Source organism: Legionella cincinnatiensis, assembly GCF_900452415.1.
Classification (GTDB): domain Bacteria; phylum Pseudomonadota; class Gammaproteobacteria; order Legionellales; family Legionellaceae; genus Legionella; species Legionella cincinnatiensis.
This window is the reverse complement of sequence record NZ_UGNX01000001.1, coordinates 1,420,580-1,442,318: the sequence shown is the minus strand read 5'-3', so window position 1 is coordinate 1,442,318 and position 21,739 is coordinate 1,420,580. Positions and strand designations below refer to the sequence as shown.

Sequence of the window (21,739 nt, the reverse complement as noted above, 5' to 3'; positions counted from 1 at the left end):
ACCGCTCTTCACCCTTGCTGGCAAACACTTTTGTATTGTATTCTGAGTGAGTTTCTAGCTTGGATGCTTATTTATGAAAGGATACACCAGCTTTTTAGAATTATTAGTCATTATTTTAATCTCATTAATCATTCTTGTAGCGATATGGAATGTATCCCAAAAAAAACACACTATATTAAGAAATTTTCCTATTATTGGTTACATACGCTATATTGCCGAAAGATTAGGGGTATACTTAAGAGAGTATTTTTACGCTCGAGATCGAGAGGAGTTACCCTTTAATCGCACTGAACGTACATGGGTTTATGAAGCAAGCAAAAACACAGACACCACCATAGGATTTGGAACTACTCGAGATCGCAAACCGATTAATACAATATATTTTGTAGACTCTCCCTTCCCAGTACTTAAACGGGATGTCGTAAAAGCAGGATCAGTGACAATAGGAAAACATTGTAAATTTCCTTACACAACAAGCTCATTAATTAACATTTCCGCAATGAGTCATGGAGCCATTTCGAAAAATGCAATTTTAGCATTATCGCATGGTGCTCAAAAAGCAGGTTGCTGGCTTAATACAGGTGAAGGTGGATTATCGCCTTATCATTTGGATGGTGGTTGTGATTTAGTAGCTCAAATTGGCACCGCAAAATATGGTTATCGTGATGAACATGGCAATTTATCTGATGAAAAATTGAAAGAAGCCGCAGCGCACCCTCAAATTAAAATGTTTGAAATTAAACTAAGTCAAGGAGCAAAACCTGGCAAAGGGGGATTATTACCCGCAGTAAAAGTAACTCAAGAAATTGCTAAAATTCGCGGAATCAAACCTCATCAAGACGCAATAAGCCCTAACCGTTTTCCTGAAATTTCAAACTCTTTTGAATTGCTGAACATGATTCATCACATAAGAGAAATAACGGGTAAACCTACCGGGTTTAAAGTTGTTTTAGGAAATTATGAATGGCTCGATGAACTTTGCCAAGAGATTATTAAAAGAGGAGTTGAATATGCACCTGACTTTATTACCCTGGATGGTGCTGAGGGTGGAACAGGAGCTACTCCACTTACTTTAGCAGATTATATGGGGTTACCTTTAACAGAAAGTCTTCCTGTTCTTGTTGATAAGCTCATTGAATATGATTTACGTGAACGAATTAAAATTATAGCATCAGGAAAATTAATAACCCCTGGCATGGTTGCATGGGCACTCTGTGTCGGTGCTGATTTTGTAAATTCAGCACGTGGCTTTATGTTTGCTCTTGGCTGTGTTCAAGCATTAAAATGCCATAAAAATACGTGTCCTACAGGAATTACAACACACAATAAATGGCTTGTTAGAGGTTTAAATCCTAAAATTAAAGCGAACCGCGTATATCACTATGTAAAAAACCTCACTTATGAAGTAGGAGTCATTTGCCATTCCTGTGGTGTAGAAGAACCACGTGAATTAAGGCGGCACCATGCGCGTATTGTTTCGGAACATGGTACTTCTGTATCGTTGGCAGATGTGTATCCGCCAAAAGAAAAAGGTTCAAAAATTAAAAAATCATACGAGACAAGGTGCAAATAAAGTAAGCTGAATGAGTTAACCAAGTACATGACTAATCCAACCGAGCTTGCAATGATGTATCGAACCTAATGGGTGGTGCTATACAATGCTATAAGAAGATGTATTTCTGTAAGAAGACTTTATTTATTGTATTTATAGTTCTACCCATAAATAATTGAAATTTTCCATCGTGAACAATATATTGTTTTATAAATGGATGACTTAAATAACTTTCTGCCTTTTTCCCAAATTTAAAAAGTATATCTTCCAGTCCTTTCTCAGAAAATTTGATTCCAGAGTTGGATGCTTTATTTAAAGTATCCATAGCAACAGTTATGTTTATCAAATTCTTGCATGTTGTTTCTGAGTAGGGTTGTATACCTACCTCTGGTATCTGGAGTCTCTTTGTAAAAATCTCATCTCTAACGGCAATCTCAAAAGCAAGGTTTTTAATGAGACTATCAATTACTACTTTTTTTTCGTATAAAGTACAGCATGTTCGCTCTAAATAAACTGTATTCTCTTGATGCAGTTTATTTTTTTCTTTAATTATTTCTTGAATTATGTATTTTAAGGTATCTAAACAACTCATTTTTTTCGTACCAATTTGTTTTAGTCGCGCACCAATTTCTTCAATAGATGCAAATTTTCACCATCAGCTTGCCATGGCTTATTTTCACTTAATTTAAACATTAAGTTAAATTTATATCCAATTGATTGTTCTGATATGTTATACGAAAATTTCAAATATTAATGTATTTTCAATCTCTTATAATCATTATTAACTATGAAATAAATAAAAAGCACAAATTAATGTTTACTGTTCTATTGAGGATTGTTTATAATCCATCCTATGCTCCTCTCCCCAAAATTATGAATTGGAGCTAGCATGGTTATCGATGGTGCTTAATGCTAATAAAATTTAGTATTAAGCATCAAGCCATGTATAAAAGATAATATGTAGGCAATAAAAGATGTAACATCTCTCAGCTCGCAACACGTGACAAATAGTTTTTCAATAAAACTAAGTTTTCCATAATTTTGGATATTTCAAAATGAGTCAGTTCTTAGATTTTTCTCTACTCAAAAAAAATCGTGACTTTCGATTGCTCTATTCAGGACAATTCATTTCATTTATTGGCACTATGATCAGTAGTGTTGCCCTACCCTATCAAATTTATCAAATAAGCCATTCGAGCTTTATGGTCGGATTATTAAGCCTTGTGCAATTACTGCCTCTATTAATCACCGCACTGATTGGAGGAGTATTTGCTGATCGGTATAATCGTAGAAGATTATTAATTATCAGTGAACTATTTCTGACTGGAGGCTGTTTCTTACTGGCGTTGAACTCTTATCATACAACTCCATCTACATGGCTAATTTTTATTGTTTCTGCGGCAATGTCAGCCATTAATGGATTACATCGTCCTGCTTTTGACAGTGTTATCCAGCAGATCGTAAATCCAAGTGATTATAAAAAAGTAGGAGCACTCGCTACATTTAAATTTAGTTTTTGCATGATTTGTGCGCCGGCAATTGCTGGGTTACTAATTGCCCATTATGGTATTGTGGTTACTTATTTTATTGATTTGCTTACTTTTTTCTTATCATTAATTACTTTAGCAAGAATGCATACTTTACCTAAACCAGAAATTAAAGAACACCCATCCATTTTATCTTCTTTAAAACAAGGAATTTCTTTTGCTTTTAATCGACAAGAATTAATAGGAAGTTATTTTGTTGATTTTTTTGCTATGATTTTTGCTTGGCCTAATGCATTGCTTCCTGCTCTGGCACAATCATTTGGTGGTGCAAAAACTCTAGGCCTACTCTACTCTGCCCCAGCTATTGGTGCACTATTTATTTCATTTTTTAGTGGGTGGACTTCAAAAATAAACCAAGATGGTAAAGCAATTGCAATAGCTGCGCTACTTTGGGGAGCCTCAATTATTGGATTTGGATTAGCAGACTCACTTTGGTTAGCCCTTATTTTCTTAGCACTGTCTGGTGCATTTGATGCCATAAGCGGTATTTTTCGCACTACCCTATGGAATAATACTATTCCAACCGAATACAGAGGCAGGTTAGCCGGTATTGAAATGATTAGTTATTTAAGCGGGCCTAAATTAGGGGATACACGTGCCGGCTTTATCGCCTCTTCTCTTGGTATTTCGACAGCCTTGATCTCAGGCGGTATATTGTGCATTGTTGGAGTAACTGCATGCTGTTTGTTATTACCCAAATTTTGGCATTATCAAGCTCATACAACATCACCGTCCAAAGACTTGTAATTTAACGTCAGTTATGGATAAAAGATCGAGTTATTACATTTCAAACCGTTCTGGCTGAGGGGGCCTCGTATTAATGTATTAACTAATATCAATCAAAATTTATTACCAACTATAATATAGGTGATAACAATGGACTGAAAGGCAACCTCCCAAAAGAAGGCTGCTCCTTTATCAATGCTTTTCAACCTCGCCCATTCATGAGTTATGAATTTTTTTAATATGACTTACGAATAAAACTAATTGGATTAATTAAGGTTAAATTGATTAAATATTTCCCATTATAAAAATTCAAATTATAGGGGAAAAGTATGCAAGACAAATTTGAGATGTTTGATGAATTACCGACAGAAATCGAAGTCGAAACAGCAAAAAATTTATCAAACCGTGATTTAGTGAACTTGGCTCAGGCATCAAAATATCATTTAGCTTTGTTTAAACCCATGATTAATGTTCGTAAGCTACTGCACCATGTCGTGCAGGGTAAGCATGATACAGTTAAAGCAATGTTAAAGAAGGACAGGAGTTTACTTTTTAAAAGGGGCTTCGTTACTGATTGTTCTGGGCGAGAATTTGAGAACATAAGTGGCTTTGAATATGCACTGTGGGCTCTGGATAAACACATGTGGGCAAAAATGATTGCGTGCATACCCCAGAAGAAAGAAAGCAGAAAAGTATTTGCAAAATTGATTGCTCAATACAACAAAGTCAACACCGACGGAGTCACTTATAGGCTGAATGGGAAAACAATCACTGAAAAGCATTTTGATTTTGAAAATACCCTCATTAAAGAGCTGCAAACACAAGTAGATTTAATCAATGCGCTAGGGAATATGAATTGGAGTGCCATTATTAATACTCAGTGGCGAGAAGGTGTTGGTGGTGCCCAAAAGTTGCTGCCTATGCATGTTGTTGATGAATACTGCTCTAATCAGCCATTTTGTCCTGTACCTAAGTTTACCTCGCAGCCAGAATCATCGAAACAATTCTACAATTGGGCTACTCATAAGGACGAAGATTGGTTTAGTGTTGATTCCAAGTTAGGTTCCGCGTTTGCTATATGGAAAGGCATCTGGTATTTACCCGGCCGGGTGGCAGATGGGGGATGGCACGGGGGCGCCACGCATGATTTAAATGCCATGAAGACATTATGTGAAGTAAGAACTCTGGATCTTATTAATCTCAAATCACAACTTGAAGAGCAAGCGGGCTTGGATAATCACTACCAAGTTGTTCCGATGTGACCAAGTTGACTGCATGGCTATGAAGAAGCCTGGCGGCGTACGCCGCCACATGCTCATCCCAGCATGAGTTTAAAAGCCATAAAAGCAAGCCCTGGTATAACCAGTGTGCTGCTATTCTCACCCACTACAGACACCATCCCTGCAAGTAACTGATAATTCGCCAGGCAGACAACCCATCTTTGACCATCCATTTAACTTGCACGCGCGCTTTGCGCAATGTTCTTGCATGAGGAACAATGTGTGTTTGCAAAAGGGGCTGCTCATCGGGTTGCCAAATTGTCTCTACCCCGCAGGTTTGGATTGGTTTTGATCAACTTACTCCACGTTAAAAACAGTTACAATAGCCTGTGTTATTGTGGTGTTATCCACAGGTCGCGTCTGTAGATATTGGATGCCTAAAAAGTGAAAGCCTTTATCAATTGACCCAATACGCGTTTTTTTACCGGACAAGCGCAGACGCCTTTCATGTAATATCTGCATGAGGCGCTGTTTACAACGATTGAGATTGCGCTTGGTTTAGCACAGGATAAGAAGTCGAGTAGCCCGAGGGGATCTCCCACTCAAGTTCTCACAGAACCGGACTTGAATGTCTCCGCTCATCCGACTCTTCTTGGCCAGTCGCAGGGAAAAGCCTTAAGCGTTTCCAATGAGGAAACAGTTTTGTGTCGCGTTTTGCGACTTGTCCCAGCCAATATGTAGCACGCCTTTAGTGTCCTTCCAGCTTTTTATATTTTCATTGCCCATCGGACCAATAGCAGGATGAAGCTCCAGTTTGCATTTCAAGTAACCGCAGTTCAATGCCTTCTTGAGTTTATAAGTCTCTTCTTCCAATTGGCAATGTGCAACAATATCATCAAAGTACCTTTCAAATGAGTTTTGCGGATAATTCCGTTCCCTCTCTTTATCAAAAGCGTAGTGTAGAAATAAGTTTGCCAGTAATGGGCTTATTACACCACCGCGCCCCTTAGCCGGAACGATTCGTGATAGGAACTGCTTATAATTACATCCATATCCATAACTGACACTAATGTAACATTAGTTCGATGTAAAAAATAAAGTGACTTTTTTATCGTTTAAAACATTATACGGTCTTATTCAAATTTCGACACGAATAAGTCAAATCAAATGTTGAATCATATTCTTTTGTTTTCACATCAAAAAAAGCCAGCAATGTAGAAAACAGATAATCATGAGATAGAGAATCCGATTGTTTATCGCGTAGACAATCCTCTTTTACTACTAATTGCTTTGTAAGCCCTTGGGACATCCACAAGATCATTGGCACCTTTTTTTGTTCATCCGGAGCCATAAAATAGGGAAGTCCATGTAGAAACAACTTATGTTCTCCCAATGATTCCCCATGATCAGAAACATAAATCAGTCCTGTATCATGGGTTTTTATCGTTTCTAATAGATCAATAGCATTCGCTAACATGGTATCAGTATACAAAATAGCATTATCGTAAGTATTGATTAGAGCTTTTTGCGAGCAACTGGATAAATCCGTAGTTTCACAGGTAGGTTGCCAACGTTTAAACTGCATTGGGTATCGCTCGTAATATGCGGGGCCATGATTACCTAGCATATGGAGTATGATTAACTGATCTTCCTTATTTTTGACAATACGTTGTTCCAGTTGATGCAAAAGAATTTCATCAAAACAACGCCCTTTTTTACATAAAGCATCTATTTCCAATTTTTCAGTGACCAAGCCATCGCATACTCCTTTACATCCTGATTGGTTATCTCGCCACAATACTGAAATATTAGCTCGATCGAGTAGATGCAATAAAGACTCTGTTTGATTTATTTTTTGACTGTCATAAGCATGGATTCCATAAGGAGAAAACATGCAGGGTAGAGAAACTGCGGTTGTAGTGCCACAACTCGTTACTTGATTAAAATTAATTACATGACGTTTTGCAAGTTCAGGTGTTGTCTGCCGGTGATAACCGTTCAATCCCCAATTTAGTGCTCGAACCGTTTCACCAATTACAAGTACTATAACTCGAGGTTTACTATTTTCTGCGCGTGGAAGCTGATATGCATCTTCACCAATTTTGATTTTTGTTTTATCCGCCAGAACTTGGCGAGTCTTCCTATATGCTTTTACAGAAGATGAAATTAAATTTAATGGAGTAATCAAATAAACAATTTCCTTCCGCTCTCGATGAACTGGGCCAAGATCATGAAACACTGCCCATCCCCCCCCAAAAACCATACATAGCGATAAAAAAATTGTTCCTAATCGCCCAATCCAATAAGAAGTCAGGCTTCTTTTATAAATTTCGATTTGCCATATAATCCAACAAGGAAGGACACCCAATAATAAAAAATAAGGAAGAATTCGCCATTGCAGAAACTCTCTACTTTCATGATAATCAGTGCTCACAATATTAGTGATCATTGTGGAATCAATATAAACATGAAAAGTGCTCATGAAATAAACTGCAATAGATGTGATCAAAAAAAGGCAACTGGTAACCCACTTAAAAGTCCAACGATTAATCACTAATAAGAGCAAAAACCACTGTAATCCAGTGATTGCGATTGCTGTACCAAAAATCACAAACCAGGTATGGGCATTCATTAATTCCTTATCGCGTAATAATTCAGTCCAAAAGGAGGTATTACATGCTAAGGTAAAAAAAATGCTGCATAATAAAGTGATTAATTCACTAGACCAATAACTAGTACGTTTCAATATAATGGTTCACTCCTCAAAAGGGAGTATAGTTTACAAATTTTTTTATTAATTAGATAGTAGAGTGGGAAAGGCTGGCAGAGTTAAATTTTGCAACCTCAATGCCAGTAAGTGATCCTCCACTTACTGACGCGCAGATGCATTGATATGATTCAAGCAGGATATTTAAACCAAATAGGCATAATCTTATTAAGGTACACCATAAACTTCCATAATCCGACCTGAGACTCCACATTACCATAGATATCTGCCTTTGTTTCAGGATATGCAATACCCAAACCAAATAATCCCGGGCCAATAATACCTACATAGGGATTATGATGAGAATATTCATAATCACCAATAACAATAGCTTTACGCTTCTCAAAACCTACTGCATAAATAACATGATCACATTCTGGTAAAAAACGTGCAATGTTAGGTTCACTAACATTATAACGAACAAGGTTTGAGGGTAAAATTCCATCAATATTTTCTCGAGCCCATGCCGCACTTTGACCTTTAAGTCCAGTATTATCAAAAAGAATCCAATTATCCATTTCAATGGCATAACAGCAAGGTGAACGATAAAAATTGATAACTTTTTTTGCACCTAAATCGACTAGATGTTTTAAGATAATGATTGCAGAATGAGACGAACCAAATACTCCGTAAGTTTCATCACGATGAAACATCGAAGATAATTTTTCTTTATCAATCGCAATATCAAAAGGAATGACATTCACTCCAGGATAATTAAGCGAGGAAGGCAATGCACCAGTAGCTAAAATCACATTTTTAGCGTAAAAAGTTTCTGTCTCTGAACTTAAGGACCATAACCGATCAGACAAAAACATAGTATGAATTGTTGTTTTTATGGCCTGGACTTTTTTTAAGAGATGATCAGTAACCCACTGCAACGGTTCAACCACATAAGCTAAAGTACATGTTTCATCTTCTGGTAAGTGGTTTAATTTAAAATCAATAGTGGCGTCTTTGTAATGAAAAGAGTTAGCCGCTAACAAAAAATTTTTAAAGAGCTTTACCTTAGTATTACTCGATACGTTCGGCCAAAAAAAACCCAGATCACCCACTTTAAAATGAGGATCTAACCAAAGAATATGCTCCGGTAAGATACCATGATCCAATAACTTACCCACCGCTGCAATTCCAGCAGGTCCTGCTCCTATTACCGCCCATTGAAATTTATTATTATGCATAATCCGTCTTTATTCACACGTATTTACTAACATGCATGTACCTGTACTGCAATCATCGATTGTTTGGCATGAAGGATCATAATACCCCTCATCAGGCACCCCTACTACTACATTTGTATCATCATTTAGATTATTATCATACCAAATTCCATCATCCCATGAATTGACATCTATAGTACCACCATACCAGACGTTATTGTGATAGCCATTATGTTCATAATTACCGCTATGATAACCACTATATTCATCAGCAAAAACAGATGTATTTAAGAAAAAAAACATTAAAAAAATGACAGAAGATACATGTATTTTCATTTTCTTTCCTTAAGATAAATAGGCCTTATTAAATTAAGTATAAACTGAATTGATTGATAGCTAACTTTGATTGCAAAAGCAATTCGATGACATACAAAATCAGTTATGATAAAATCGATCTCGTTCCAAAAAAACATCATTTATCTCATAGTCACAATTGGGGGGTATTTTTTGTTCATCTGTGGATATTTGATTGATAATGCCAGAAATTTTTCTTTAATTTAGCCACTCTATAAACTTTGGAACACTAATAAATAACACTTTTTGGATTCATAATGGCAGTTACAATAAAAACTCCTGACGAAATAGAAAAAATGCGTGTCGCTGGCAAACTTGCCGCGGAGGTTCTTGAAATGATAACCCCTCACGTACAAGAAGGTATTACAACGGATGAGCTTAATACCTTATGTCATGATTACATTGTAAATACACAAAAAGCCATTCCTGCTCCTTTAAATTATAATGGTTTTCCTAAATCCATTTGCACTTCAGTTAATCATGTCGTATGTCACGGGATACCTGGAAAAAAAGTTTTAAAAGACGGAGACATCATTAATATTGATGTGACTGTTATCAAAAATGACTATCATGGCGATACCAGCAAAATGTTTTTTATTGGCAATCCATCAGTTAAAGCAAAGCATGTAGTCCAAGTAGCCCATGATTGTCTATTTATCGGAATTGAAATGGTCAAGCCAGGCATTCATTTAGGAGATATAGGCCATGCAATTCAACAGTATGCGGAGAAAAACCGTTGCTCCGTGGTACGCGACTATTGCGGCCATGGCATAGGTCGCATTTTTCATGAAGATCCACAAGTATTACATTATGGAGTACCTGGAACTGGAATGAGATTAGAGCAAGGCATGACTTTTACAATTGAACCAATGATCAATGTTGGAAAACATCATACACGATTATTACCTGATCATTGGACAGTAGTCACCAAAGATCACAGCCTTTCAGCCCAATGGGAACATACCTTATTGGTCACAGATAACGGTGTAGAAATTTTAACTCTGCGCAATGAAGAACGAAAATAAACATTCCAATGCTGCCCATCCCTTTTTATCAGGAATGTCAGTAAATTTACATCAGCTTAAAAATACGGTTAAAGAATTTAAAGAAAAACTTAGGAAAGAGTTTGATTATAAAACCAATGTTACTACAATCATTCGCAAATTGGTTGCCTTTATTGATGAGCTGGTGATCACCCTTTTCATTAAAAACAAACTGGATCATGATGTTTTTTGTCTTCTAGCCTTAGGTGGTTACGGGCGCCGAGAGTTGCTCCTTTATTCCGATATTGATTTACTTTTAATACATACTGATAAAGTTTCAAAATCACAATTGCAATATGCGCAAAACTTCATCCAAGATTGCTGGGACGTAGGGTTAAATCTAAGTCATCAAATTACGAGTGTTTCTGATTGCGCAGAATTAGCCGGACAAGATATTACCGTCATCTCTAGTCTTATGGACATGTTTTTATTATATGGCCGCGGTGCATTGATGGAGGAATTAATTTATCAAACTCATCCTTTACATATGTGGACCAGTCATGATTATTTTTTAGCAAAACGTCAAGAACAAGAAAAACGTGATGCTAAATATGGTGAAACAGCATACAACTTAGAACCCAATGTTAAATATGGCCCAGGAGGATTACGCGATCTACAAATTTTACTGAGTATAGGTAAACGTCATTTTAATATTAAAAAATTAGCAGATGGCATAAGCTACGGATTTATTACTGATAAAGAATATGAAAACTTAATGTATTGCCAACATTTTCTTTGGCGCGTACGTTTTGCCTTGCATGTATTGGCTGAAAAAGCAGAAGAACGTTTATCTTTTGATTACCAAATTAAATTAGCCCAGTTTTTTGGTTATAAGGATAAACCGCATTCATTAGCCATAGAACAATTCATGAAAGATTACTTTAAGATCATTAAGCGTAATAGAGAACTTAATGAAATGTTATTACAATGGTTTGATGAAACCATTGTGCACGCCCCTAAGCAACAACTGTTTCATTTGGATAATGAATTCCAACTTTCCAATAATTATATTGAAGTACGAAATTCCCGCATCTTCAGCCAACATCCTCAAGCCCTTTTAAAATTATTTCTTTGGATTGCAAAAAGAACTGATATTGAAGGAGTTAGAGCAAATACAATTCGATTAATTAGAGAATCGCTCTATCTTATGAATAAACGCTTTAAAACCTCCCAAGAAACAACAGACCTTTTTATGAGCATCCTTAAAACAGAAAATGATCCTTATAAAGCGCTGCATAGAATGAATCGTTATGGTGTTTTAGCTCATTATCTTGAGTGTTTTGCTATGGTTACTGGACAAATGCAATATGATCTTTTTCATGTTTATACAGTTGATCAACATACTTTGTTTGTAATTCGTAATCTCTCCCGCTTTAAACAAGAAAAGTATGCAAAACAATTCCCTCTGTGTGCTCAAATAATGCCTACTTTAAATAAACCTGAGCTTTTATATATAAGTGCATTATTTCATGATATTGCAAAAGGTAGAGGAGGTGATCATTCGGAGTTGGGCGCTGTTGAAGTATTTCATTTTGCAAAAAATCATCATCTTAAAAAAGAAGATTGTGATTTACTTGTCTGGCTTGTACGCAATCATTTAATCATGTCACAAACTGCGCAACGACAAGATATTTACGATCCAACTACAATAAAAAACTTTTGTCAACTATTACCTCAGCCCTACTATTTAGATTATTTATATTTACTTACGGTTGCAGACATTTGCGGTACTAATCCTACTTTATGGAACTCATGGAAAGACTCTCTGCTTAAAGAGTTATATCATGCAGCAAAACATATGCTCCATAAAGAGCAAGAATTAATGGATGAGTCCATGCTCATTAGGGTGCGAAAACAAAATGCCTTATCCGCATTAATTGCTGAAGGTGTAGCCTCTAAAACAGTGGAACATTTATGGGCTCAGTTTAAAGATAAATATTTTTTGCATGAATCTTCTGAAATAATTGCACGCCACACCAAAGCAATCTTGGCTTGTACTCATTTTCCTTTAGTTATGATCATGCCTCATCATAGTCAGGGTGGAACTGAAGTATTTATCTATATGCCCCACTGCGATGATCGATTTGCCATTGCAACAACAGTCTTAAATAATCACAATGTAACCATTCAGGAAGCAATGATTCTAACCTGTGATAATCAATACGATTTAGACACCTATATTATCTTAGACGAACAAAATCAGGCATTTTTTGATACCCAACGCTCCATCGACATCAAAGAAGCCTTATGTATTCATTTAGCTCAAAGTGATCAATTGCCTGTAGTAGTGAAAAGAAGACTGTCTCGTGTTTTAGCGCATTTTAATGTTAAAACTCAAATTCATTACTACGATGAAATTGTAAATAACCAAACTCGTTTGTTTTTAGTCACAAGCGACCGACCAGGACTTCTAGCAACAATTGGTAGGGTATTTTCAACACTCAAAATTCATTTACATAATGCTAAAATTGTAACTGCTGGAGAACGTGCTGAAGATACGTTTTATATTACAAATCAAAAAAATCAAGCATTAATTCCTGAGGAAAAAGAAATACTACGGGAAAAACTTATTGAAGAGCTTTCCAACACCTATTAAAAAACGCTCAAGCCATATCATGATAGAGTTCTGTTAACACTGCATCAAACGAATCAACACGTATAAAACCATTTACTGGAGTATATTTTTTCAGATCGAAACAATAAGTAAATTTAGCGACAGGTTTTAAAAAACTCAGTTAATAAAGAAGCACATTGAGTTTGCATGATTCCTTCATCGACTTGAACTTTATGATTTAGCGGATAACCTTGTAATAAATTATAAACAGAGCCTGCTGCTCCTGCTTTAAAATCACGTGTCGCAAAAACCAATCGTCTAATGCGTGCATGAACCATAAGTCCTGCACACATAGCACAAGGTTCCAGAGTAACATATAGAGTTGTATCCAATAAGCGGTGATTTTGTAAGCGCTGCGATGCCTTTCTGATGGCATGAATTTCTGCATGGCTTGATGGATCATGACTCTGTTGGATGAGGTTTCGTCCTATTCCTAATAACTCATTCTCTTTACTCACTAATACCGCGCCTACAGGAATTTCTCCCTCAGTTTGAGCAAGAATTGCCTGTTCATAAGCTTTACACATCCAGTATTGATCATTCATTTTGAATAACTTAAAAAACGCAAATTATGATTGTGCGCAGTATATATATCATTCCCATTCAATTGTAGCTGGTGGTTTACCCGAGATATCATAAGTGACACGTGATACGCCATCTACCTCATTTATAATACGATTGGAAACTTGACCAAGAAAATCCCAAGGTAACTGTGCCCAATGTGCGGTCATAAAATCAATTGTTTCTACAGCACGAAGACAAATGACATAATCATATTTACGACCATCCCCCATCACACCCACACTTTTAACGGGTAAAAATACTGCAAATGCTTGACTCACCTTATAATAAAGATCAGCCTTTCTCAATTCATCGATGAAAATCGCATCTGCTTTGCGTAAAATATCAGCATATTCCTTTTTCACTTCAGCTAAAATTCGCACTCCTAAACCAGGACCAGGAAATGGATGACGATAAATCATATCATGAGGTAAACCTAGCTCAAGACCTATATTGCGAACCTCATCTTTAAATAATTCACGTATAGGCTCTAATAATTTCAAATTTAACGTTTCAGGTAACCCACCCACATTATGGTGGGATTTAATAACCATTGAAGCTCCATTTGTATTTGTTGCTGCAGACTCTATAACATCAGGATAGATGGTGCCTTGGGCAAGCCATGAAACACCAGGAATCTTGTGAGCTTCTTCATCAAATACTTCAATAAAGGTGCGGCCGATAATTTTGCGTTTTTCTTCAGGACAAGTGACACCTTTTAATGCATTTAAAAATTTATCTTCGGCTTTCACGGCAATAACTTGTACTCCCATGTTCTTGCCAAACATATTCATAACCTCATCTGCCTCATGAATACGCAATAAGCCTGTATCCACGAAAACACAAATCAATTGCTTTCCAATTGCTTTGTGTAATAAAGCAGCAACAACTGAAGAATCTACACCTCCAGATAATCCCAGTAAGACTTTCTCTGCTCCTACTTGAGCCTTTATCTCACTAATCGCTTCATCAATAATAAGCTCAGAAGTCCAATTGGTCGAAGCCTTACAAATATCCACCACAAAACGATGCAAAATACGCAATCCTTGCAAGGTATGTGTTACTTCTGGGTGAAATTGTACTCCATACATTTGTCGACTTTCATCCGCCATTCCAGCAATAGGAGCATTGCGTGTTTCGCAAACAATCTTAAAACCTGGAGGTAATTGCGTTACTTTATCACCATGACTCATCCAGACATCTAATAAAGCACAACCCTCAGAATTGATACGATCTTCAATTTGTGAAAATAACTGACTGTGGCCATGTAATTTTAATTCTGCATAACCAAACTCTCTAAGCGAAGAAGATTGAACTTCCCCTCCCAATTGAACTGCCATTGTTTGCATTCCATAGCAAACTCCTAAAATAGGTATTCCGGTGGTAAATAACCATTCAGGCGCACGCGGATTCATATCATAGGTTACTGTTGCAGGCCCCCCAGATAAAATTACACCACATGGATTCAGAGCAATAAATTTTCCTTGCTCAATATTGAAAGGGTGAATTTCACAATAAACACCTAATTCACGAACACGTCGTGCAATCAGTTGTGTGTATTGGGAACCGAAGTCAAGGATTAACAAAGGATGCTGTTTTAAATCTTTCATGATTAATTATCCACCTGATAATTTGGTGCTTGTTTTGTAATATTCACGTCATGAACATGCGACTCTCGCATCCCAGCACTTGTCACTTGCACAAACTCAGCTTTAGTATGCAATTGTTCGATATTTTCACATCCTGTATAACCCATACAAGAACGCAAACCACCCAGTAATTGATGAATAATCGCTTGAGCCAATCCTTTATAAGGAACACGACCTTCAATCCCTTCTGGAACCAATTTCTCGGAACCTAATGATGCATCCTGAAAATAACGATCACTTGATCCTTGTGATAATGCCATCGCACCAATTGATCCCATTCCTCTATAACTTTTGTATGTTCTGCCTTGATATAATTCAATTTCTCCCGGGGATTCCTCTGTTCCAGCAAACATACTACCTAACATTACAGTATCCGCCCCTGCTGCAAGTGCCTTACAAACATCTCCGGAAAAACGAATACCACCATCTGCGATAATCGGAATTTTTCCTTTAAGTTCTTGTGCAACATTCGCAATAGCACTAATCTGAGGAACACCCACACCTGTTACAATTCTTGTAGTACAAATAGAACCAGGGCCTATACCCACTTTTACAGCATCTGCACCTGCAGCATACAAATCTCGAGCAGCAGCAGCAGTAGCAATATTACCACCAATTACCTGGACATTGGGGAAGTATTTTTTTATCCATCTAACACGATCAAGTACGCCTTGTGAGTGTCCATGTGCCGTATCTACAACAAGAACATCAACACCGGCTTCGACCAATGCTTCAATACGCTCATTTGTTCCTTCACCCACACCAACAGCAGCACCAACACGCAATTGCTCTGCCTCATCTTTACATGCATATGGATTTTCTTTAGCTTTTTGTATGTCTTTTACGGTGATCAATCCTCGTAGGTGAAAAGCATCATTAACCACGAGTAGTTTCTCGATACGATGCTTATGCAGCAGACTCAAAACCTCTTCACGGCTGGCCCCTTCTTTAACGGTAACCAGTTTTGTTTTAGGCGTCATAACCTGTTCTACATTCAAAGACAGATTTGTTTCAAAGCGTATGTCTCGACTGGTTACAATACCAACTAAATCCTCACCATCAACGACCGGCACACCTGAAAAATTATATTTTTCCATCACATCCAATAATTCTCTAACAGTGATATTAGGAGTAACCGTAATTGGATTTCTCACCATGCCACTTTCAAATTTTTTCACTTTCCGAACTTCATCCGCTTGAGCCTTAATTGTCATATTCTTATGAATAATACCAATCCCCCCTTCTTGAGCTAAAGCAATTGCTAAACGTGCTTCAGTTACTGTATCCATAGCTGCTGAAACAAGGGGTATGTTTAGTTCAACACCTTGTGTCAGTTTTGTTTTTAAAGAAACATCTTTAGGAAGCACCAAAGAATGGGCGGGAATAAGAAGAACATCATCAAAAGTTAATGATTGCTGCACAATAGAAAGAGCCATTTTATTCTCATCACTACGGAGTTAAATTAACCGAATAGTTTACCATAAATAGTAGACAAATTAAACAGATAATTAACAGTAAATAGACTTATCAGCTGATATTTTGTTATAATTTTACTTGTTTTGCTCTATTAATTAAGTATCTTAAAGAATTCAAAAATTGCTTGCAATTGCAAGCTGCTCCAACAAAAATCAGAGTGATTTTTTATAAAAATTAATAAGAATCTGCTTAAGCTAAATCATTGGAAAATGTTTTTTCATAGATCCGAATACAGCACTTGAATTATTTATTGATTAACGTGTACACTGTTGGTTAAATATTGTGTTGAATCAAAAAATAGGATGGGTTCAGCGTTGGCTAAGATAATTGTTATTACATCAGGTAAAGGTGGAGTAGGAAAAACTACTTCTTCTGCCGCTATTTCTTCAGGTCTTGCTCTTTTGGGACACAAAACAGTTGTCATTGATTTTGATATTGGTTTAAGAAATCTTGATATCATTATGGGCTGCGAGCGCCGTGTTGTCTATGACTTTGTTAATGTAATCAATGGTGAAGCAAGTCTTAATCAGGCATTAATTAAAGATAAGCGCATTGCAAACCTTTACATTCTTCCTGCATCTCAAACTCGAGATAAAGATGCATTGACTCTTGAAGGCGTTGAAAAAGTACTTAATGACCTATCTAAAGATTTTGATTTTATCATTTGCGATTCCCCTGCAGGAATTGAAACTGGTGCATTAATGGCTATGTACTTTGCTGACCATGCAATTGTGGTAACTAACCCAGAAGTTTCTTCCGTACGGGACTCTGATCGAATTTTAGGAATACTTGCCAGCAAAACAAAAAGAGCCATTGAAAACGCAACACCAATTCAAGAACATTTATTGCTAACCCGCTATGATCCAGAACGTGTTGAACGTGGCGATATGCTCTCGGTTAATGACGTAAAGGAAATATTGGCTATTCCCTTAATTGGTGTCATCCCCGAATCAAAATCAGTTCTTAAAGCTTCAAATACAGGTACTCCAGTAGTACTTGACGAAACCAGTGATGCCGGCATTGCTTATCAAGATGCAATTGCTCGTTTTCTCGGTGAAGAGAAACCAATGCGCTTTATAAGTAATGATCGTAAAGGATTATTGCGTCGCTTATTCGGTAAAAACAAGGAGGAGGTAACCGTATGAGTATTTTTAATTATTTGCGTAGAAGGAGTGCTACAGCATCAGTTGCTAAAGAGCGGTTACAGATAATCATTTCTCATGAGCGCTCACAACGACATACACCTGATTATTTACCAAAACTTCAAGAAGAAATTCTGGCGGTTATTGCCAAATACGTTCATGTTACGCGTGATCAGGTCAGTGTAAATCTTGAGCGTATGGGTGATAATTCCGTGCTTGAATTAAACATTACTATGCCGGATGATGCTTTAGAAAGCGCATAACACTCAATTTGTAATTATCGTGCAAAATTCCGATAAATACTCAAAAGGATTTTCAAACTTACCCGATTCTTAAGTTGCTCATAAGCATATTTTCTAAAAGTTTTATTATTAAACGCACCAGCTTTTCGTTGTGAACGCACTCTGGAGGGCATTTCTTGTATTGTTTTCATTGAAACTAGAAGACGCTTCTCGATTTACCGTTTATATCCCTTATCCCCGCATTTATTTATTGAACTAGATAATGCTTCTAAAGTTTTTCAAATTCACCAGCTTTAATGCATAAAACTTTAGGAATATGAGGGTCAGAATCCATCTTTAGGTGCATAATTAACTCTAGGTTCTAATTGGACGTTAGGGGTTTGACTTTACGCGTAGGGTAAACTTATGGATTTAGGCTGAATATCCTTATTGTTTGTGATAAATATTTGATCAGAAAAGCGTCATTGGATCTCCGAGTAAAAGATAAACAACCACTGGTGGTGTATGTTAAATAGGATTATCTGACTCAACTTTTTGAAATATATCGTTGATACTTTTTTTATTTTTAGGTTCAACTTTTTGAAATACGTCGTTGATACTTTTTTTATTTTTAGGTTCAACTTTTTGAAATACATCGTTGAAATTTTTTTTATTTTTAGGTTCAACTTTTTGAAATACGTCGTTGAAATTTTTTTTATTTTTAGGTTCAACTTTTTGAAATACATCGTTGAAATTTTTTTTAGTGGCCATTTTATAAGATTGCAAAGGACTCCAGGGGTTACTCCCATTTTTTAAAAGAATCTGTTGCCTTTCTTTAAAAGACAGAAAGCTTAGCGTCCCATTAAGATAACTAAGCCTTACTACTTGGGAGGAAGGATCTGCAAAGATAAAGGTGGATACTAAACAGCTAAAACAACCTAGGCAGGCAGCTAGCATGGTAGTATGCCTTATTGATCTCTTTTCCATGCTATTCTCCTAAAGCAACATGAATTGTGATTACCCATCTTTTATCCATTAATTATAGCTCCTAAATCAAGATACCTATGCGCCACCAAAGTGAGTTGAGTGAGAATTTATTAATACATATAAGAGAAACAAAAGCCATTGATAACCCTGCTGAAAACACCACAAACATCATATGACCGTCAATGCTTCACAAATATAGAGATGTTTCTTTTTACCCGCAGAATATCACCATTCCCAGTTCTAACATCAGGCTTCCCTACAAAATTCAGAAATAATTTTAAGGCAACAAGAACATATCAAGCCCTAATTATTTTTTATCATTCCATAAGATTACGTTCAATTGTAGGTCGAGATTTAATTTAACTATTAAATTATTTGATATCACATATAAATAAAATCAATTAGATTTATTGCGATCACTTTGGTTAAATTAAAATCAACTTAAAAGTGACAAAAATATAACCAATGATGGCAAATAGATATCATCTACTTTGGATCAACAGGGTTTTATCTTAGGAAATATTATTATGGCTGGTTTAATGTATATCGATTTAATACAAGGTCCGAATACAGATCCCTTTATAATTGCTGTAAATACAGACATCAAAAAACTGAACGAGTTAATACACACATACAATCACTGTGCAGATAATAAAGCGCAACTTGCATTATTAAAAGATATATTTCTTTGTAAGCAAAGAATGGATAATACATATAGTGATAATTACATAAGCAGATATACTGATTATCAGGAACAAATTCAAAAAAAACTGTTCAAACAAATACAATTAGAGGCTAAAAATCATGGTATATATTCAATGTATCATTCCGAATATTTAACCAATGTACCTCTAGATAGTTTTCCTATTATTTTAGCGAATATGGAACCTGAAAAAATAAATCTGTTATTGCAAATTCTATCAGCAGGTTGCGGATTTGAAAAAGATAAACTTACAAATTTGTACAGTCCATCTGAGCCAGGTTATCAAGACTACTAAAAGTTTATTAACACTCATTCCATTATCTTTCTAGGGGGAAATAATTCAAAAAATTTTAAAGTAATTCCTGCCAATGGTACACAACCCTTTGTATTAAAAATTGATAATAGAATGGGCATGCCTAAAAGTATAGAACAACATTTAAGACATGAATTAAAAGAAGTATTTACTCCAGTTTATGTTGAACGACAAGCTTCAAATATAGTGAATAACGAGATGATAACCAGAACATTATTAGTCACTGAGTTCTGTTGCGGAGGAGATCTTGAAATGCATTGTCAAAATTTTCCAGCTAATTCTTCTCATCGACTCAAATCATCGCTAAATATATACAGTCAAATGGCTAATATTTTACAGCATCTTGTCTATAAGCAAGCTGGCTTTCCTGATATGAAAAATACAGATTGGTTGATAGACCCGCAAGGAAAAATACAATTAGCAGATACAAAATCTTTTGTTCCCTTAGATAAGGATGGATTCATTAATATAGATAATTTAAACAAAAATTGGTGCCTTCTTATTACTTCTGCCCATATGAATCCACCAGAGATAATAGGTACACGCTTATCTGCAGATAAATTACATTCTTTTATACTTGGAAAAAACTTATACCAATATTTAACAGGCTGTCAGGCGGCATATCTTCATAATAAAAGTGATGCAAATATGTATGATTTCAGTAGTTCAATTTTTCAAACTGAAGAAGGAAGTGAATTAGAAAAACTAATTCGCTCGATGATAAAACAAAATCCTACCGATCGTATTTCAATCAATCATGCTTTATTAGAGCTTGAAAAAATTAAATGTCGAAACCTTTTAAGGGATTTCTCTTCTTATAATCTAGGTGACAAGGAATCTGAAAAGGTTAAATTTATTAAAGAACAGGTTGTAAGCATTAATAACTCTAATAGTCTGGAACAAATTAATACCATTTCTAAATTTTTGTATCTGCAAACTGCAGCAATAAAACAACATGCTCTTAATTTAGAAAAAGCTAAATGTCAAACCCTTTTAAAGGAACTTAATTCTTATAATTTAGAAGGGCAAGAATCACAAAAAGCTAGTTTTATGAATGAACAGCTTAACAACATTAATCATTCCAATAGTCTGGAACAAATTAATACCATTTTTAAATTTTTGCATGAAAAGACTACAGCAATAAAAAAACATACTTTTGACTTAGAAAAAACTAAATGTCAAACCCTTTTAAACGAACTTAATTCTTATAATTTAGGCACAGAGGAACCCCAAAAAAGCTGCTTTATTAAGGAACAGTTTATCAACATTAATCATTCCAATAGTCTGGAACAAATTAATGCTATTTCTAAATTTTTGCATAAAAAAGTCACAACAATAAAGCAACATGCTCTTGATTTAGAAATAAGTAAATGTGAATCTCTTTTAAAGGAACTTAATTCTTATAATCCAAGCGATAAAAATATTGAAATAAAAAAATACACTGAGGAGCAAACGAAGAATATTGCTCTTGCTAAAACGTACCAACAAGTTGTTGATATTAAGTATAATCTGAGTTTTTATCTATTCAAAATAAAAAATACAGCAAATCAGAATTGGGATACCCGAGTGCCGCAACAGATGTTTTTTAAAGAAGCGCCAAGAACGGCTTATAGATGCGATGCTAATAACCAAAGAAACGATCTAAGACCATTAAAATAGTAACAGTATTATTTTAGCACTACCTGTTATCACACCCCAGAGATAAGT

17 protein-coding genes are annotated in these 21,739 nt (G+C 35.8%); 9 read left to right on the top strand and 8 right to left on the bottom strand.

Annotated elements, in window-relative coordinates; all coding sequences use genetic code 11:
- The first annotated feature begins 73 nt into the window (after positions 1–73).
- Positions 74–1,573: an FMN-binding glutamate synthase family protein gene (locus DYH34_RS06380; RefSeq protein WP_058466065.1), complete on the top strand. Its 1,500-nt coding sequence runs from the start codon at positions 74–76 to the stop codon at positions 1,571–1,573.
- Positions 1,574–1,661: 88 nt separating this feature from the next.
- Here the strand turns inward: DYH34_RS06380 and DYH34_RS06375 are convergent, their stop codons facing one another.
- A complete protein-coding gene (locus DYH34_RS06375; RefSeq protein ID WP_058466064.1) occupies positions 1,662–2,144 on the bottom strand; it encodes a hypothetical protein in 483 nt (160 codons plus the stop codon).
- 463 nt (positions 2,145–2,607) lie between these two features.
- Here DYH34_RS06375 and DYH34_RS06370 point away from each other — a divergent pair, with 463 nt between their 5' ends.
- Positions 2,608–3,846: an MFS transporter gene (locus tag DYH34_RS06370; RefSeq protein ID WP_058466063.1), complete on the top strand. Its 1,239-nt coding sequence runs from the start codon at positions 2,608–2,610 to the stop codon at positions 3,844–3,846.
- Positions 3,847–4,154: 308 nt separating this feature from the next.
- On the top strand, positions 4,155–5,087 hold the full coding sequence (locus DYH34_RS06365) for a hypothetical protein (protein WP_058466062.1): 933 nt from the start codon (positions 4,155–4,157) through the stop codon (positions 5,085–5,087).
- Positions 5,088–6,168: 1,081 nt separating this feature from the next.
- On the opposite strand, the gene DYH34_RS06345 is transcribed toward DYH34_RS06365, so the two are convergent.
- From DYH34_RS06345 to DYH34_RS06335, 3 genes are all read right to left on the bottom strand, one after another.
- Positions 6,169–7,791, bottom strand: a complete 1,623-nt coding sequence (locus tag DYH34_RS06345) for a phosphoethanolamine transferase (protein WP_058466061.1) — start codon at positions 7,789–7,791, stop codon at positions 6,169–6,171.
- A 152-nt stretch (positions 7,792–7,943) separates the two neighbouring features.
- On the bottom strand, positions 7,944–8,990 hold the full coding sequence (locus DYH34_RS06340; RefSeq protein ID WP_058466060.1) for an FAD-dependent oxidoreductase: 1,047 nt from the start codon (positions 8,988–8,990) through the stop codon (positions 7,944–7,946).
- A gap of 9 nt (positions 8,991–8,999) precedes the next feature.
- Positions 9,000–9,305, bottom strand: coding sequence for a hypothetical protein (locus tag DYH34_RS06335; protein WP_058466059.1), 306 nt, complete (start codon positions 9,303–9,305; stop codon positions 9,000–9,002).
- A gap of 275 nt (positions 9,306–9,580) precedes the next feature.
- Here DYH34_RS06335 and map point away from each other — a divergent pair, with 275 nt between their 5' ends.
- Positions 9,581–10,348 (top strand): type I methionyl aminopeptidase, encoded by a 768-nt coding sequence (map, locus tag DYH34_RS06330; protein ID WP_058466058.1) that lies wholly within the window; start codon positions 9,581–9,583, stop codon positions 10,346–10,348.
- Between the two features lie 34 nt (positions 10,349–10,382).
- Positions 10,383–12,962 (top strand): [protein-PII] uridylyltransferase, encoded by a 2,580-nt coding sequence (gene glnD, locus DYH34_RS06325; protein WP_172465430.1) that lies wholly within the window; start codon positions 10,383–10,385, stop codon positions 12,960–12,962.
- A 113-nt stretch (positions 12,963–13,075) separates the two neighbouring features.
- Here glnD and tadA read toward each other — a convergent pair whose 3' ends face one another.
- Genes tadA through guaB form a run of 3 tightly spaced genes read right to left on the bottom strand, consistent with a single transcriptional unit; the run spans position 13,076 to position 16,626 of the window.
- Positions 13,076–13,525 (bottom strand): tRNA adenosine(34) deaminase TadA, encoded by a 450-nt coding sequence (tadA, locus tag DYH34_RS06320; protein WP_058466056.1) that lies wholly within the window; start codon positions 13,523–13,525, stop codon positions 13,076–13,078.
- A 48-nt stretch (positions 13,526–13,573) separates the two neighbouring features.
- Complete coding sequence (gene guaA / locus DYH34_RS06315) at positions 13,574–15,151, bottom strand: glutamine-hydrolyzing GMP synthase (protein ID WP_058466055.1); 1,578 nt, start codon at positions 15,149–15,151, stop codon at positions 13,574–13,576.
- A 2-nt stretch (positions 15,152–15,153) separates the two neighbouring features.
- Positions 15,154–16,626, bottom strand: coding sequence for an IMP dehydrogenase (gene guaB / locus DYH34_RS06310; RefSeq protein WP_058466054.1), 1,473 nt, complete (start codon positions 16,624–16,626; stop codon positions 15,154–15,156).
- Positions 16,627–16,980: 354 nt separating this feature from the next.
- Here guaB and minD point away from each other — a divergent pair, with 354 nt between their 5' ends.
- Positions 16,981–17,811, top strand: a complete 831-nt coding sequence (gene minD / locus DYH34_RS06305; protein ID WP_058466290.1) for a septum site-determining protein MinD — start codon at positions 16,981–16,983, stop codon at positions 17,809–17,811.
- Positions 17,808–18,071, top strand: coding sequence for a cell division topological specificity factor MinE (minE, locus tag DYH34_RS06300; protein WP_003636261.1), 264 nt, complete (start codon positions 17,808–17,810; stop codon positions 18,069–18,071). The genes minD and minE overlap by 4 nt, the downstream gene beginning before the upstream one ends.
- 486 nt (positions 18,072–18,557) lie before the next feature.
- On the opposite strand, the gene DYH34_RS18315 is transcribed toward minE, so the two are convergent.
- A complete protein-coding gene (locus tag DYH34_RS18315) occupies positions 18,558–19,016 on the bottom strand; it encodes a hypothetical protein (RefSeq protein WP_058466053.1) in 459 nt (152 codons plus the stop codon).
- Positions 19,017–19,543: 527 nt separating this feature from the next.
- Here DYH34_RS18315 and DYH34_RS06290 point away from each other — a divergent pair.
- Together DYH34_RS06290 and DYH34_RS06285 are read left to right on the top strand one after the other, a co-directional pair.
- Positions 19,544–20,014: a hypothetical protein gene (locus tag DYH34_RS06290; protein ID WP_058466052.1), complete on the top strand. Its 471-nt coding sequence runs from the start codon at positions 19,544–19,546 to the stop codon at positions 20,012–20,014.
- A 6-nt stretch (positions 20,015–20,020) separates the two neighbouring features.
- Positions 20,021–21,691, top strand: coding sequence for a protein kinase domain-containing protein (locus DYH34_RS06285; RefSeq protein ID WP_083502803.1), 1,671 nt, complete (start codon positions 20,021–20,023; stop codon positions 21,689–21,691).
- The last annotated feature ends 48 nt before the right edge of the window (positions 21,692–21,739 follow it).